At 65.8% G+C, this 15,674-nt stretch carries 13 protein-coding genes and 1 tRNA gene; 6 read left to right on the top strand and 8 right to left on the bottom strand.

Going from position 1 to position 15,674, the window contains the following annotated elements:
* The first annotated feature begins 83 nt into the window (after window positions 1–83).
* Window positions 84–2,036, top strand: a complete 1,953-nt coding sequence (locus ACT531_RS05885) for a Cache 3/Cache 2 fusion domain-containing protein (protein ID WP_476016820.1) — start codon at window positions 84–86, stop codon at window positions 2,034–2,036.
* Window positions 2,037–2,117: 81 nt separating this feature from the next.
* Here the strand turns inward: ACT531_RS05885 and ACT531_RS05880 are convergent, their stop codons facing one another.
* Window positions 2,118–2,480, bottom strand: coding sequence for a hypothetical protein (locus ACT531_RS05880; RefSeq protein ID WP_476016819.1), 363 nt, complete (start codon window positions 2,478–2,480; stop codon window positions 2,118–2,120).
* A 231-nt stretch (window positions 2,481–2,711) separates the two neighbouring features.
* On the opposite strand from ACT531_RS05880, the gene ACT531_RS05875 reads away from it, so the two are divergent.
* The 4 genes from ACT531_RS05875 (at window position 2,712) to ACT531_RS05860 (ending at window position 5,596) form a co-directional block, all read left to right on the top strand.
* Window positions 2,712–2,785 (top strand) — tRNA-Gly (locus ACT531_RS05875).
* Window positions 2,786–2,999: 214 nt separating this feature from the next.
* A complete protein-coding gene (locus ACT531_RS05870; protein ID WP_476016818.1) occupies window positions 3,000–3,968 on the top strand; it encodes a sulfurtransferase in 969 nt (322 codons plus the stop codon).
* Window positions 3,969–4,093: 125 nt separating this feature from the next.
* Window positions 4,094–5,290: a YeeE/YedE family protein gene (locus ACT531_RS05865; protein WP_476016817.1), complete on the top strand. Its 1,197-nt coding sequence runs from the start codon at window positions 4,094–4,096 to the stop codon at window positions 5,288–5,290.
* Window positions 5,291–5,359: 69 nt separating this feature from the next.
* Window positions 5,360–5,596 (top strand): hypothetical protein, encoded by a 237-nt coding sequence (locus tag ACT531_RS05860; protein ID WP_476016816.1) that lies wholly within the window; start codon window positions 5,360–5,362, stop codon window positions 5,594–5,596.
* 138 nt (window positions 5,597–5,734) lie between these two features.
* On the opposite strand, the gene ACT531_RS05855 is transcribed toward ACT531_RS05860, so the two are convergent.
* The 6 genes from ACT531_RS05855 to gabT all read right to left on the bottom strand — a co-directional run bounded on the left by ACT531_RS05855 (window position 5,735) and on the right by gabT (window position 13,173).
* Window positions 5,735–7,231 (bottom strand): NAD-dependent succinate-semialdehyde dehydrogenase, encoded by a 1,497-nt coding sequence (locus ACT531_RS05855; RefSeq protein ID WP_476016815.1) that lies wholly within the window; start codon window positions 7,229–7,231, stop codon window positions 5,735–5,737.
* Window positions 7,232–7,404: 173 nt separating this feature from the next.
* Entirely contained in the window at window positions 7,405–8,223 is an 819-nt protein-coding gene (locus ACT531_RS05850) for an ABC transporter permease (protein WP_476016814.1), read from the bottom strand.
* A 41-nt stretch (window positions 8,224–8,264) separates the two neighbouring features.
* Window positions 8,265–9,527 carry an ABC transporter permease gene (locus ACT531_RS05845; protein WP_476016813.1) on the bottom strand — a complete coding sequence of 421 codons (1,263 nt, stop codon included), beginning with the start codon at window positions 9,525–9,527 and terminating at the stop codon, window positions 8,265–8,267.
* Between the two features lie 59 nt (window positions 9,528–9,586).
* Window positions 9,587–10,621, bottom strand: coding sequence for an ABC transporter substrate-binding protein (locus ACT531_RS05840; protein ID WP_476016812.1), 1,035 nt, complete (start codon window positions 10,619–10,621; stop codon window positions 9,587–9,589).
* 106 nt (window positions 10,622–10,727) lie between these two features.
* Entirely contained in the window at window positions 10,728–11,867 is a 1,140-nt protein-coding gene (locus ACT531_RS05835) for an ABC transporter ATP-binding protein (protein ID WP_476016811.1), read from the bottom strand.
* Between the two features lies 1 nt (window position 11,868).
* Window positions 11,869–13,173, bottom strand: a complete 1,305-nt coding sequence (gene gabT / locus ACT531_RS05830; RefSeq protein ID WP_476016810.1) for a 4-aminobutyrate--2-oxoglutarate transaminase — start codon at window positions 13,171–13,173, stop codon at window positions 11,869–11,871.
* 190 nt (window positions 13,174–13,363) lie between these two features.
* On the opposite strand from gabT, the gene ACT531_RS05825 reads away from it, so the two are divergent.
* On the top strand, window positions 13,364–14,782 hold the full coding sequence (locus ACT531_RS05825) for an aminotransferase-like domain-containing protein (RefSeq protein WP_436139365.1): 1,419 nt from the start codon (window positions 13,364–13,366) through the stop codon (window positions 14,780–14,782).
* 176 nt (window positions 14,783–14,958) lie between these two features.
* Here ACT531_RS05825 and ACT531_RS05820 read toward each other — a convergent pair whose 3' ends face one another.
* Window positions 14,959–15,633 carry a GntR family transcriptional regulator gene (locus ACT531_RS05820; RefSeq protein ID WP_476016809.1) on the bottom strand — a complete coding sequence of 225 codons (675 nt, stop codon included), beginning with the start codon at window positions 15,631–15,633 and terminating at the stop codon, window positions 14,959–14,961.
* Window positions 15,634–15,674: the final 41 nt, after the last annotated feature.

Below are 15,674 nucleotides of genomic sequence, written 5' to 3'. Positions count from 1 at the left end.
GGGTACTTTGTCTGCCTCATATGCACGCCGTTGCATAAATCACAGAAAAGCACCAGATGATTTCGTCAAACACCCGCCATTCCGTGGCATTCAAATTGTCGGCAACCGCCTTGTTCAGCCTGTTGGTGGTCTTGCTGGCCACCATGGGCATCGTCAGCGGCCTGCTCTGGAAAGACTTTGGCCGCCTTTCGCGGGACGATGCCAAGCAGTACGCCGCCCAGGTGCGCATGCTGGTGCAGACCTTTGACGACACCGCCCAAGAGCAGGCCAAGCGGGACTTCACCCTGTTCAAGGCGAATTTCCCCGGCCAGTTTTCGGTGGCCGAGGCGCCCGGGGCCGACGGAAAACCCGAGGCCGTGCTGTCGTTCCAGGGTGCGGCCGTCAATGGCGATTTCGAGGTGGTGGACCGCTTTTCCAAAGACAGCATGGGCGCTGTGGCGACCATTTTTGCGCGCACGGGGGAGGACTTCATCCGCGTGACCACTTCACTCAAAAAACAGGATGGCGAGCGCGCCTACAAGACCCTGCTGGACCGCAAGCACCCGGCCTATGCCCTGATGAATGAGGGCAAGACTTACATTGGCCGCGCCAGCCTGTTTGGCCGTGAATACATGACCGTGTACGAGCCCATCCGCGAGGGCAACCGCACCATCGGCATCCTGTTCATCGGCTCTGACATGGGCGCCATCCTGGGCAAGCTCGACACGGTCATGGCGGGGCAGAAGCTGTTTGTGACCGGGGCGGTCTATGCGGTCAACCTCTCGGCGGGCCCTGCGCGGGGCAGCATTTTTGGCCTGCCGGGCGCGGGCAAGTCCCTCAAGGTGGACGAAAAGGACGAGCAGGCCAAGGCGTGGATGGCGTCGTTGGCGGCAGTGGGGCAGTCGGGTGAATTGGAGTCGGACTGGTCCCCGCGCCGCACCGGCGAGGATGATCGTGCCACGCGTTACCTAGCGGTGGAGCACTACAAGCCCTGGAACTGGGCCATCGTGGCCGAAGCGCCCCTGACCGAAATGATGAGCGAGGCCCGCAACGTGCTGGCTTGGCTGTGGCTGGGTGTGGTGGTGGCGCTGGCCCTGCTGACGGTGGTGCTGGTGCTGGCCACCCGCCGCCTGGTCGGGGCGCCCGTGCAGCAGCTGAGCGCCGCGCTGGCCTATTTGGCGCAAGGCGATCTCACGCACGCGGTGTCGGTGCGGTCCCGCGACGAAATCGGCACGCTGGCCCAAGCGATGGAGGGCTTCCGGGCCCGCCTGGTGGAAAGCCTGGGCACCGTGCGCACCAGCGCCGACAGCGTGTCGGCCGCCAGCACGGAAATCGCCCAGGGCAACCATGACCTCTCGGGCCGCACCGAGAACCAGGCGAGCGCGCTGGAGCAGACGGCCGCAAGCATGGAGCAGTTGGGCGCCACCATCCGCCACAACGCCGACAGCGCTAGCCAGGCCAACCAGCTGGCCGTGGGTGCCAGCCGCGTGGCGCAACAGGGTGGGGAGGTGGTGTCCAAGGTGGTTAGCACCATGCAAGACATCAACAACAGCAGCCAGAAGATCGCCGACATCATCGGTGTGATCGACGGCATTGCGTTCCAGACCAACATCCTTGCGCTCAACGCGGCCGTGGAGGCCGCCCGTGCTGGTGAACAAGGCCGTGGCTTTGCGGTGGTGGCGGCCGAAGTGCGCAACCTGGCCCAGCGCACCGCCGCCGAGGCCAAGGCCATCAAGGAGCTGATTGGCGCCAGCAGCGCGATGGTGCAGCAGGGCTCAGTGCTCGCCGACCAGGCTGGCACCACCATGCAGGAGGTGGTCCGCTCCATCCAGCGTGTGGCCGAGATGGTCTCCGAGATCAGCGCCGCGAGCAACGAACAGACCGCCGGCGTGGGCCAGGTTGGTGAGGCCGTCACCCAGCTCGATCAAACCACGCAGCAGAACGCCGCACTGGTGGAAGAAATGGCCGCCGCCGCCAGCAGCCTGCGCACGCAGGCGCAGCAGATGGTGGAGGCGATTGCGCGGTTTAATCTGGGCGGCAGCGAAGGTCGGCACTGAGCTCTGCGGCGGCTATAGGTCTGCGTCGCCCGACACCGGTGAGGAGTCCCTGCCGCCTTCAGGTGTCGGTCTTCAGGCCGGTCACCGGAATGGAATGGGTTTGGCAGGCGTCGACGCTGCTTGTGGCAGTCGCGAGTTGAAAAAGCCAGCCAGTCCCCGTTGTACGTCGGGGTGCAGGCGCCACGCAGTCCAGCCCAGCCCCAGGCTTCGGAGGTACACAGTGACGTAGGCTTCTTCCAATGGGTATTCAATGGCGAGCGTGGGATTGTCCTGCCGCATCACAGGTACCCCGTCGCCCTTGCTGTCTTTGGGGGCTGTCGTGACTTCGGGCGTCATCTGCGAGCGCAACGTGGCCAGTTCCCGGATCAGATTTTCGATCTCGGGTGCTGTCAGGGTTTTGTTGATTGCCAGAGTCGCCTGTGCGCGGTCGTCGCTCAGTTGCATGGAGCTTTTCCTTCTTTCGCTGGGAGTGGTGAACCCTTTATTGTGCTGCTTTCGGCTGGGCGTTTGCCGACGGAGCCAAAACTCCCAATCAGAACCATTGCCTTAGAGCGGTCAGGAAGCGCGTGGCCGTGGCTACAATAGCGCCACATTGAAACCCTGAAATGGCGAACGCCATGAAGTGGTTTCAATCGCCAGACTGAAAGCCCGTTGTCCATCAACGGGCTCCACAAGGCGGGTGTAGTTCAATGGTAGAACGGCAGCTTCCCAAGCTTCATACGAGGGTTCGATTCCCTTCACCCGCTCCAGCCCTTGTTGGCTGAGCCAAATCCCCCTCCGCTTCAATTGCCAGCACTGCGTGTACCACGCGGAGTGTTCGCTCTTGTGCGGCGCATTCCTGCAAGCGCTCGTTTCGCATATTCATAGTCGTTTTGCTTGGTTGAGCGGGGGCCCCGTCTCTTCTAGATTCTGTGCATCGGGTGCCGCAAGCCCCGGCATTTCAGCAACACGGAAAGGAAGACGATGCTCAGCGCACAACAAACAACCACTTTTGCGCGCACTGTGCGCTCATGGCTCCGTGCCTCGGCGTTGGGCGGTGCCATGCTGGTCTGCAGCGCGGCGGGGGCCGCCACCCCCATCCCCGCAGGCCCCCTGGTCACCACCGAATGGCTCGTGCAAAACCTCGATAACCAGCAGATTCGCATCGTCGAAGTGAGCGTGAACCCGGGCCTGTACGAGCGTGGGCATGTGCGGGGGGCGGTCAATTTTTCATGGCACCAGGACCTGAACGACCGTGTGCGCCGTGACATTGTGGGCAAGGAGGCGTTTGAGGCCCTGTTGTCCAAGGCAGGCGTATCGCAGGACACCACGGTGGTGCTGTATGGCGACACCAACAACTGGTTTGCCGCCTGGGGCGCGTGGGTGTTTGACATCTATGGCGTCAAGAACGTGAAGCTGCTCGACGGCGGCCGCAAGAAGTGGGAGGCCGAGAACCAGCCGTTGAACAACCGCGTGCCCGAGTTTGCAGCCACCAACTACAAGGTGGCCAAGGTGAACACCGATCTGCGGGCCCGCTTGTCAGACGCCTTGGCGGCGGCCGAAGGCAAGAGCAACGCGAAGCTGGTGGACATCCGCTCGGCCGATGAGTATACGGGCAAGATTTTTGCGCCTGCCGGGGTGCCCGAGCTGAGCATCCGTGCCGGCCACATCCCCGGCGCAGCCAACGTGCCCTGGGGCCAGGCGGTCAAGGAAGATGGCACCTTCAAGTCGGCCGAAGACCTGAAGAAGCTCTACGCCAGTGCGGGCGTGGATGGCAGCAAGCCCATCATTACGTACTGCCGCATCGGCGAGCGATCCAGCCACACCTGGTTTGCGCTGTCCAAGATCCTGGGCTACAGCGTGAAGAACTACGACGGCTCGTGGACGGAATACGGCAACGCGGTGGGTGTGCCCATCACCAACCCGGCGGGCACCATCTGGGCCGCCAAATGATGGGGTTGGCCGATAGGACCTTTTGGGAAGAAGGTGCAATGCAAAACAAAGAGAGTTTTTGATTTTTGGTAGGGGGTCTCTTTTACAGCCCGCTTCGTGCGGGCTTTTTTATGCCTGGGGGATTCATGGCGTTCAAGATCAATTTTTCTCATGCGGGAGCCCTGGCGCTGTTGGTGGCGCTGGCGGGCGCAGCCCAGGCGGTGCAGGCGCTGCCGGGCGGACGCACGCTGGCGTTTGCTTTGGCCACGGGCGCGGTGCTGGGACTGGTGCTGCAGCGCTCGCGCTTTTGCTTTTATTGCCACGCGCGCGACTGGTTTGAGGACCACAACCCGCGCGGACTGCTGGCCATCGTGCTGGCGCTGGCCGTGGGCGTGGTGGGCTACACCGTGGTGCTGGGCAGTTGGCTGCCTGTGCCCCAGCCTGGCAAGCTGCCACCCGACATGCACATCGGCCCCGTGAGCTGGGTGTTGGTGGCGGCGGGGCTGTCGTTTGGTGCGGGCATGGTGGTGTCGGGCTCGTGCATCAGCGCGCACTGGTACCGGCTGGCCGAGGGCTCGGCGGTGTCGCCGTTTGCGCTGGTCGGGTCGGCCCTGGGTTTTGTCCTGGGCTTCAAAACCTGGAACCCCCTGTACAGCCTGAGCGTGGCCGATGCCCCCGTGGTGTGGCTGCCCGCACACCTGGGGTACGGCGGGGCGTTGCTGGTGCAATTGGGTGCGCTGGCATTGGCGGCGGCCTGGTTGTGGCGCGGATTTGCACGCGAGGCGGCTGCTGAACCGGTGCCAGGGGGCGCGGTGCCCAGCCTGGGCACCGTGTGGCGCAGCTTGTGGGCCGGGCGCTGGCCCTACTGGGTGGGGGGCCTGGCCGTGGGGCTGATTGGCGCCTTTGCCATTGTGCGGATGCGGCCGCTGGGGGTGACGGCCACGCTGGGCAGCGCGGCGCGCCAGTGGGCGCAAGGGCAGGGCTGGATCCCCGATCGGCTGGAGGGGCTGGATGGTTTTGCAGGTTGCGCCACCGCGCCGCAGTCCACCTGGTTCACCCCCAATGCCTTGCTGTTGGCGGGCTTGGTGGCGGGGGCATTTGCTGCGGCCCTGGCCAGCCGCCAGTGTGCGCTGCGCTTGCCCACCTGGCGCGATGCCTTGCGGGGCCTGGCAGGTGGCGTGCTGCTGGGCTGGGGCGCGATGACGGGGCTGGGCTGCACCATAGGCACGCTGCTGTCCGGCGGCATGGCGGGGGCACTGTCGGGCTGGGTGTTTGGCGCGGCAGTGTTTGCGGCCGTGTGGGCGGGGCTGCGGCTGAAGCGGCTGTGGCCCGCCGGGCGCTGAGGGGGCAGGCAGAGGGGCGTCCGATACACTGCGGCCCGCATGGATACGCACACGACAACGAGACCCTTCATGGCCTGCTTCTGGATGGCGATGATCGCCGCAGGCCTGGGCGGCTGCGCCTATTCGCCGCCCGCGCCTTTCATCGTTGTGGGCAACGAAAAGGTGGTGTCCATCAACTGGGAAAACTCCACGCTGGGCCCGGATGGGGCCCAGCAGGCGGCTGACAAACACTGTGCGCGGTATGGCCTGCAGGCGGAGCTGGCCGTGCAGGTCAGCCGGTTTGAAGCGGCCTACCGCTGCGTGTAGGTGCGCTGCGGTGTGGGGTGACCAAAAGTTTGAGCTTTTTTAGCACTTTCCGCGCGCCCCATCTATGCAATTTGCTATAAAAATAGCAGCTATTGGGGAAATGGTGGCGCGCGCTGAGCAGGGCGGAGAAGGGCAGGGCTACTTGCCGCTCTGGATGTCTCCCAGGCACAGGTACTTGATCTCCACATAGTCGTCCATGCCGTAGTGCGAGCCCTCGCGGCCCAGGCCGGACTGCTTGATGCCGCCAAAAGGCACATGCTCGGTGGCCAGGATGCCCACGTTGGCGCCGACCATGCCGTATTCCAGCGCCTCGGTCACGCGGAAGATGCGGCCCACGTCGCGGCTGTAGAAGTAGCTGGCCAGGCCGAACTCGGTGTTGTTGGCCGCATCGATGGCTTCCTGCTCGGTCTTGAACTTGAACACCGGAGCGAAGGGGCCGAAGGTTTCTTCGCGCGCACAGAGCATGTCGGCCGAGGCGTTGGCAACCACCGTGGGTTCAAAGAACTGGCCCGAGCCCAGGGCGGTGAGGCGCTGGCCGCCTGCGACCACCTGGCCACCCTTGGCCAGCGCATCGTCCACATGGCGCTGCACTTTGGCCAGGGCGGCTTCTTCGATCAGCGGGCCCTGGTTCACGCCGGCCTCAAAGCCGTTGCCCACCTTGGCCGTCTTCACCTTGGCGGCGAACTTGGCCACGAACTCGTCGTACACGTCTTCCTGCACATAGAAGCGGTTGGTGCACACGCAGGTCTGGCCGGCGTTGCGGTACTTGCTGGCGAAGGCGCCTTCCACGGCGCTGTCCACATCGGCGTCGTCGAACACGATGAAGGGCGCGTTGCCGCCCAGTTCCAGCGACATCTTCTTGACCGTGGGGGCCGACTGCGCCATCAGGATGCGGCCCACTTCGGTGCTGCCCGTGAAGCTGATGTGGCGCACCACGTCGCTCGCGCACAGCACCTTGCCGATGGCAATGGAGTTGTCGCTGTCGGCGGGCAGGATGTTGAACACACCGGCCGGGATGCCCGCGCGGATGGCCAGCTCGGCGGCGGCCAGGGCGGTCAGCGGCGTCAGCTCAGCGGGCTTGATGACCACTGGGCAGCCAGCGGCCAGCGCGGGCGCGACCTTGCGCGTGATCATGGCCAGCGGGAAGTTCCACGGCGTGATGGCTGCACACACGCCGATGGGCTGCTTGAGCACCAGCAGGCGGCGGTTATTGTCGAACTGGGGCAGGGTCTCGCCATTGATGCGCTTGGCTTCTTCGGCAAACCACTCCACAAAGCTCGCGCCGTAGGCGACTTCGCCCTTGGCTTCGGGCAGGGGCTTGCCCTGCTCGGCGGTCATGATGCGGCCCAGGTCGTCCTGGTGGGCCATCAGCAGGTCATACCACTTGCGCAGGATGATGCTGCGCTCCTTGGCGGTCTTGGTTTTCCAGGGGCCCCAGGCGGCGTTGGCGGCGGCAATGGCGGCCTCCGCTTCGGCCGGGCCCAGGTTGGCCACATCGGCCAGCTTGAGGCCTGTGGCCGGGTCGTTCACGTCAAACCGGCGGCTGCCTGCGACCCACTGGCCGTTGATGAGGCCGTCGGTCTTGAGCAGGGTGGGGTCGTTCAGCAGGGCGAGGGGGGATGTCTTCATGTCCATGGGATGCTTCCGGGTGAAGAAAAAATGGGGTAGGGGTTAAGGGAAAGGCTAGCACGCATTGCCGCCGCACTTGTCACCAATGTGGCACTGGCGGCGTGGTTTCAGGTTGGTTGACAAGAATGCGGCGGGTACGGTCCAGGCGAGCGCGCGAAGCAACTCCGGGGCGTATTCCATCATCCGCGCCGCCCCCGCAGCCATTCCAGCGCCAGCAGCAGGCTGGTGGTGAACAGGATCAGCAGCGTGGCCACGGCGGCAATGGTGGGCGAGATGTTTTCGCGGATGCCGTTGAACATCTGGCGCGGTAGCGTGGACTGGTCGGCGCCCGCGAGGAACAGCGTGACCACGACCTCGTCGAACGAGGTGGCAAACGCAAACAGCGCGCCCGAGATCACGCCCGGCGCAATCACCGGCAGTGTGATGCGGAAGAATGTGTTCAGTGGCGTCTCGCCCAGGCTCAGCGAAGCGCGCACCAGGTTGTGGTTGAAGCCTGCCAGCGTGGCCAGCACGGTGGTCAGCACAAACGGGGCGCCCAGCGCGGCGTGCACGGCGATGAGGCCCAGGTAGCTGTCGGCTAGCCCTAGCGGCGCAAAGTACAGGTAGGTGGCCACGCCCACCACGATGATGGGCACCACCATGGGCGCGATCAGGATGCCCAAGAGCAGCCCCTTGAAACGGAAGTCCGCCCGCGACAGCCCCACGGCCGCCAGCGTGCCCAGCACCGTGGCAATCAGCGTGGCCGCAGGCGCCACGATGAAGCTGTTGCGCGTGGCGCGCGCCCATTCGGGCGATTCGAACAGGTGCTGGTACCACTTGAGCGACCAGCCGTGAATGGGGTAGGCGAGGAACGAACTCTCGGAAAACGACAGCGGCACCATCACCAGGATGGGCGCCAGCAAGAAGGCGAGCACGGCCACACACAGCGCGCGCACGGCCCACCAGCCGAGCTTGTCGGCCAGCGTGGCATAGAGGGGGAAGGAGGGAAGGCGGAACATGGTCAGCGGCTTTCTGTGTCAGAAGATTGTTCAACCTGGGGTCAGCCCAGGCTCAACTCGGCCTTGCCAAAGCGCCGGTACACGCCATACAGCACCAGCGTGGCGGCCAGCAGCAGGGCGCCCAAAGCGCAGGCCATGCCCCAGTTCACTTCCACATTGGTGTAGCGGGCGATGTAGTAGCTCAGCATCTGGTCGTCCGCCCCGCCCAGCAGCGCAGGCGTGACGTAGTAGCCGATGGCCAGGATGAACACCAGCAGTGCGCCCGCGCCAATGCCGGGGTAGGTCTGCGGCACATACACCCGAAAGAACGCGGCCACCGGCGAGCTGCCCAGCGACACCGCCGCACGCAGATAGGTGGGCGGCACGCTTTTCATCACGCTGTACAGCGGCAGGATCATGAAGGGCAGCAGGATGTGCACCATGGCAATCACCACGCCCGTGCGGTTGAACAGCAGCGCCAGCGGCTGCTCGATCAGGCCCAACCCCATCAGCCCCCGGTTGACCAGCCCTTCGGACTGCAGCAGCACGATCCATGCGGCCACGCGCACGAGGATGGAGGTCCAGAACGGCACCAGCACCAGGATCATCAGCACATTGGCCGGGCGGGCGGGCAAGGTGGCCAGCCACCACGCCAGCGGGTAACCCAGCAGCAGGCACACCAGCGTGACCACCAGGCTGATATGGAAGGTGCGCAGCAGGATGCCGCCAAACGCGCGTTGCTCCTCGGGCATGCGTTCGACGTGGCCCAGCGCATCGCGCTGCAGGTCCACCGAGGCGAGCAGGTAGTCGGGCGTCCAGCGCGCGCCGTTCTTGGCAATGGCCTGCCACAGCGGGGCCTCGGCCCAGCGCGGGTCCTTGTCCAGCAGCTGTGCGCGGATGGCTTCGGGCGTGCCCTCCATGGGCAGCGCGCGGTACGCCCCCATGATGAGTGAGCGCGCGCCGGGCACTTCGGTGTTGAGCCGCCGCGCCAGCGCCCCGGCGTCGGAGCTGTCGGGCAGGCGGGCCAAATCCTGCACCAGCGCGGCGTAAGCGGGTGCGCCGGGTGCGTCCTTGCGGTCCCAGCCGTCCAGCGCGCGCATGGTGGCGGGCAGGGCGTTGGCGACCTCGGGGTTTTCCACCGCGCGCTGCAGCAGCGCAGCAATGGGCACCAGCAGCGTGAGCAGCAGGAACACCAGCAGGGGCAAGGTCAGCACAAAGGCGCGCCATTTGCGGCGCGACTCGGCGCGCGCCAGGGCCTGGCGCAGCGCACCGGGAGGGCTGCCTGCGGGGGCAGTGGCGTGGGGATGGGCCAGGGTGGCTTGCATGCGGGTGTCCTGCTCTCAGCGTTTCACAAGGGCATCTTCAGAGGGGCAATACAGGAGGCTTATTGCGTGGCCCAGGCGGCAAAGCGCTTCTCCAGCGCCTCGCCCTGGTCGGCCCAGAAGCCCACGTTGAACTGCAGCGCCTCCTTGGCGTTGGTGGCCGATGTGGGCAGGTCGTCCAGCACCTTCTTGTCCAGCGACGCCAGCGCCTTGCTGTTGGCCGGGCCGTAGGCAATGTTCTGCGCATAGGCCGCCTGTTGGGGCGTCTGCATGGTGAAGGCGATGAACTTCACGGCCGCATCCTTGTTGGGTGTGCCCTTGGGGATGGCCCAGTAGTCCAGGTCGTAGATGCCGCCGGGCCAGTAGATCTTGAGGTTGCGGCCTTCGCGGTTGGCCGCGTCGATCCGGCCGTTGAACACCGTGGTCAGCGCCACATCGCCCGCCACCAGGAACTGCGGCGCCTGGGCTCCGGCCTCCCACCACTGGATGCTGGGTTTGAGCTCCGTCAGCTTCTTGAACGCACGGTCGGCTCCATCCTTGGTGGCCAGCACCTTGTACACGTCTGCAGGCTTCACGCCGTCGGCCAGCAGTGCAAATTCGAGGTTGTAGCGTGCGCCCTTGCGCATGCCGCGCTTGCCAGGGATCTTTTTGGTGTCCCAAAAGTCGGCCCAGCTGGTGGGCGGGGTCTTGAGCTTGTCGCCGTTGTAGGCCATGACGGTGGACCACACAAAGATGCCCACGGCGCACTCGTGCACGGCGGCGGGCAGCAGGTCGGCCTTGGGCACGATCTTGCTGTAGTCCAGCTTTTCATACAGGCCTTCATCGCAGCCGCGCGCGGCGTCGGGCGATTCGACCTCTACCACGTCCCAGGTCACCTTCTTGGTCTCGACCATGGCTTTGACCTTGGCCTGCTCGCCGTTGTATTCCACGGCCACGATCTTGGTGCCCTGCTTTTCGTAGGGCTCATAGAACGCCTTTTTCTGCGCATTGGCATTGGCGCCGCCGAAGTTCACAACGGTGAGTTGCTGTTGCGCAAAGCTGGGCAGGGCGACCAGGCAGGCAGTCAGGGATGCGCAGGCGATAAGGCTCTTTTTCATGGTGCAGATTTCCTTGGGTAGTGGAGGAACGGGGACAGGGAAGTGACTGGGAATTGACAGGGAAAGGGGGCGGGCGGTGAGGGCGCAGCGGGTTTGTGCAACAACCTCACACGGCGTAGATGCGTGTGGCGGCGGGCGGGAACTCCAGCAACACCTGGTCTCCCGGCTGCGCGTGGCTGGTACCCAGGGGCGACAAGGCCCGCTTGACCGTGGCCGGCTCCTGGCCGTGGCCCAGCTCGCAGACCAGGCGCAGGTGGTCGCCGTAGTAAATGGTGCGCGCCACGGTGGCCGGGATGGCGTTGGGCCGGGGGTATTCGGACTGCGGGTGCAGCACGATGCGCTCGGGCCGCACGCAAGCTTGCACCCGCGCGCCCACCGGGGCCTGGTTTACGTTGATACCGGGCAGCAAGAAGCCGCCGGGCATCTGGATGGCGGCGTCGGCCCCAGCGCCCTGCAGCGTGCCCGAGAGCACGGTGCTGTCGCCCACAAAACCCGCCACAAAGCGGTTGCTGGGGGTTTCGTACAGGCTCTCCACATCGGCCAGCTGCTGGATCACGCCTTCGTTGAACACGGCCACGCGGTCGCTCATGGTCAGGGCCTCGCCCTGGTCGTGCGTCACGTACACAAAGGTCACGCCCAGCTGGCGGTGCAGCTCTTTCAGCTCTATCTGCATGTGCTCGCGCAGCTGCTTGTCCAGCGCACCCAGGGGCTCGTCCATCAGCACCAGCTGCGGGTTGAACACCAATGCGCGCGCCAGGGCCACGCGCTGCTGCTGGCCGCCCGACAGGCGTGCGGGCAGTCGGTCTGCCATGCCGCCTAGGCGCACCATGTCCAGCGCCTTCTTCACGCGTTCGGCCTGCTCGGCCTTGGGCACCTTGCGCACCGTCAGCGGGTAGGCCACGTTCTCGCCCACCGTGAGGTGGGGGAACAGCGCGTAGTTCTGGAACACCATGCCAAAGTTGCGCTTGTGTGGCGGCATGCGCGTGATCTGCTTGCCGTCCAGCAGCATGTCACCTGCGGTAGGCGACTCAAACCCGGCCAGCATCATCAGCGTGGTGGTCTTGCCCGAGCCCGACGGGCCCAGCAGGCTCAGAAACTCGCCGCGCTGGATGTCCAGGTCCAGCGCGCGCACCACCAACTGCTCGCCGTCGTAGGTCTTCTGCACGCCGGTAAAGCGCACCAGGGGTTCGGCAGGCTGGTTCATGGCGGGCGGTGCCGGGTAGGTGGAGTGAAGGGCCGGGCGCATGTCAGTTCGTGGCCGCAGCCACGGCCTCCAGGCTGTCGGCCAGGATGGCCAGGCCCTCGTGCAGCAACTCGTCCGAGGCGGTCAGCGGCACCAGGATGCGGATCACGTTGCCATGCGTGCCGCACGACAGCAGGATCAGCCCACGCCGCGCGGCCTCGGCCACCACCTGCTTGGTCAGGGCGGCGTCGGGGCGGCCCAGATCACCGTTCTCGAACAACTCGATCGCCACCATGGCGCCCAGGCCGCGCACGTCGCCAATGGCAGGCACCTTGGCCGCGATGTCTTTCAGGCCGCGCACCAACAGCGCGCCCATGTCCTGGCTGCGGGCCAGCAGCTTCTCTTGTACAAAGGCCTCGATCACGGCCAGCGCGGCGGCGCAGGCCACGGGGCTGCCTGCGTAGGTGCCACCCAGGCCACCAGGAGCGGGCGCATCCATCACATCGGCGCGGCCCACCACGCCTGCCAGCGGGAAGCCGCCCGCCAGCGACTTGGCCGTGGTGATCAGGTCGGGCGCCACGGGCCATTGCTCGCTGGCAAACCAGGTGCCGGTGCGGCCTGCGCCGGTCTGCACCTCGTCGGCAATCAGCAGGATGCCGTAGCGGTCGGCCAGCGCCTTCAGGCCGCTGATGAACTCAGGCGGGGCGACGTAGAAGCCGCCTTCGCCCTGCACGGGCTCGACGATGAAGGCCGCCACGCGCTCGGGCTCGATGTCGTTCTTGAAGATCAGCTCTACCGAATGCAGCGCCTGCTCCACGCTCACGCCGTGCAGCGCGTTGGGGAACAGGGCGTGGTAGGTCTCGCCAGGGAAGGGGCCAAACCCGATCTTGTAAGGCGCAACCTTGCCCGTGAGGCCCAGCGTGAGGTTGGTGCGGCCGTGGTAGCCGCCGGTGAAGGCGATCACGCCGGGGCGCTTGGTGTAGGCGCGGGCGATCTTGACGGCGTTCTCCACGGCCTCAGCGCCGGTGGTCAGCAGCAGGCTCTTCTTGGCAAACGCGCCGGGGGCCAAGGTGTTCAGGCGCTCGCACACTTCCACGTAGGGCTCGTACGCCACCACTTGGAAGCAGGTGTGGGTGTACAGGTCCAGCTGCGCCTTCACGGCGGCAATCACGCCGGTGTGCAGGTGGCCGGTGTTGAGAACGGCGATGCCACCGGCGAAGTCGATGAAGCGGCGGCCCTCCACATCCCACAGCTCGGCGTTGCGGGCTTTCTGGATGAAGAGGTCATGGGCCTGGCCCACGCCCCGGGCCACAGATGCGTGGCGGCGGGTGAGGAGGGCGGCGTTGGTGAAGTGGCGGTCTTGCTGCATGGTGGTCGGTGGGGTGGATGACGAGGAAATAAAGGAATGGGGCGGATTCTGGAAGTCGCGCCACACACCGTCCATGTACAGCGCAGCGCTGTTTGGCGCGCACTGTGCAGGTCTAAAATCCTGTACAGGCAATCCCTGATTTGGTGTGCGCCAAGCCGGTGCACAATTCGCCTCCTTTTTTCCCCTCCTGATGCTCACTCTCAGCCCGGACCTGCAGACACCGCTGGTCAGCCAGATCGTTGATGGGCTGCGGGGCCTGATCGTTGGGCAGGTGCTCAAACCCGGCAGCAAACTCCCGTCCATCCGCGCTTTTGCCGCTGCGCATGGCGTGAGCGTGTTCACCGTGGTCGAGGCCTACGACCGGCTGGTGGCGCAGGGTTGGCTGGTGTCGCGTGCCAACGCGGGCTTTTTTGTGAAGCGGCGGGGCGACGAAGGCGCAGCGCCCGGGGCTGGTGCGCCAGCACGGCCGGTGCCCCGTTTTGATGCGCGCTGGTACCTCAAACAAATTTTTGAAAACCGCAACCTGCCCATGAAACCGGGCTGTGGCTGGCTGCCGCACGATTGGCTGTTTGGCGATGCGGTCAAGCGCAGCATGCGCCAGCTGTCGTCTGATGGCCCGGAGCTGGACGGCTACGGTTTGCCCCACGGCCACATGGCGCTGCGCATGGTGGTGGCCGAGTCGCTGGCCGAGCACCATCTGGCGGTGGATGCCGAGCAGGTGCTGCTGACCCAGGGCTCCAGCCAGGCGCTGGACCTGGTGGCGCGCCGCCTGGTCAAGCCCGGCGACGTGGTGCTGGTGGACGACCCCGGCTACCCCAACCTGCACTTCATGCTGCGCTTTGCGGGCGCGCAGGTGGTGGGCGTTCCGCGCACCCCCACGGGCTACGACCTGCCTGCGCTGGAGGCGCTGCTGGCCGCGCACCGGCCCACGGTGTTCTTTACCCAGCCGCGCCTGCAAAGCCCCACCTGCTCCATGGCGTCGGTCGCGCACCTGCACCGCCTGCTGCAGCTGGCCGAGCAGCATGGCTTTGCACTGGTGGAGAACGACATCTACGCCGACATGGATTCGACCGTGCGCCCCTCGCTGGCCAGCCTGGACCAGCTCAGCCGCGTGGTCTACATCGGCAGCTTCTCCAAGACCATTTCGCCCAACCTGCGCACGGGCTACGTGGCAGCGCGGCGCGATCTGCTGGATGAGCTGGTGCAGCTCAAGATGATCTCGGGCCTGACGTCCTCCGAGATCACCGAGCGCATCACCTTCGGCGTGGTGACCGATGGCCGCTGGCGCAAGCACCTCAAGTCGCTGCGTGAGCGCCTGGCCGAGGCGCACCGCGCGGTGGGCCGGCGGCTGCTGAACCTGGGGTTTGAACTGTTCCACGAGCCCGAGGCGGGCATGTACCTGTGGGCGCGCCACCCTGATCTGCCTGACAGTGCTGAGTTGTCGAAGGAAGCCACGGGCGCGGGCATCATGCTCGGCCCCGGCCAGCTCTTTCTGGTGGAGCCGCGCCCTACGGGCTGGCTGCGCTTCAACGTGTCGTTCAGCCAGGACGAGCGGCTGTGGCGCTTCTTGGAACAGCGCATCCTGCTGGGGCAGCAGGTGGCGGAATAGGTCGGTTCCATGCGCTGAGAGTCCGCGCGCAGTCCCCTGCGGGATCGCAAACAGCCTCTCTGAATGCGTTTTTAAGCATTTTTGGCACCATGCGCTAGTGCAATATGGCTTGTTTGCTATCAAATATGTAGTTGGCGGGCAAGCTACCCCGCTTTCCTTGCCGGAGGGCCTGGAGCCTACCGGTCGATGATGCGCCGCGCAAACCGCTCCAGGTACTCCATCAGCTGCTCCGCCCCGGCCATGGCGTGCGCTTCGTCGCCGCTGGCAATGCCCTGGGCCAGCTGCATGTGGGCGCGTGCGCCTTCGGACACCTCGCCCTCGTGCTGGTAGGCATACCAGAAGCGCCTGCATTGCACGATGAGCGGCTGCACGCATTTGACGGCCGAGTGGTTCTGGCTGGCCTGGTGCACCACCACGTCCAGCGCGTGGTCGGCCTGCATGTAGTCGTCCAGGTGGCCGCGTGCGGCGGCTTCCACCATCTTTTCGGCGCAATGCACGATGGCCTGGCGCTGCGGCGCTGTGGCGCGGCGCGCGGCACACGATGCGATCAGGCGCTCCAGCACGCGGCGTGTCTGGATCACGTCCAGGTGGTCGGCCAGGTCGATGTGCGACACCAGCAGCCCGCGTCGGGGCTGCTGCGCAATCAGGCCGATGGATACCATGCGCAGCAGCGCTTCGCGCACAGGGGTGCGGCCGAGGCCCGTGCTTTCCACAATCTCGGCCTCCACCACGGGCGAGCCGGGCTGCAGCTGCAGGGTGGAGATCATGGCCTCGATGGCGTCATAGGCCACGTCGGCCGCGCGCCGTTTGGGCGCGGGCTCTCGCTGGGTGGGGGCACTGCGGGTGGTCATGGGGAGCAGGGTGTGGGGAGCGGGGTTGCGGACCGCATCTT

The sequence above is a fragment of the Acidovorax sp. DMC1 genome, from assembly GCF_056314325.1.
The sequence above is the reverse complement of the archived record's forward strand: the minus strand, read 5'-3'. Positions and strand labels throughout refer to the sequence as shown.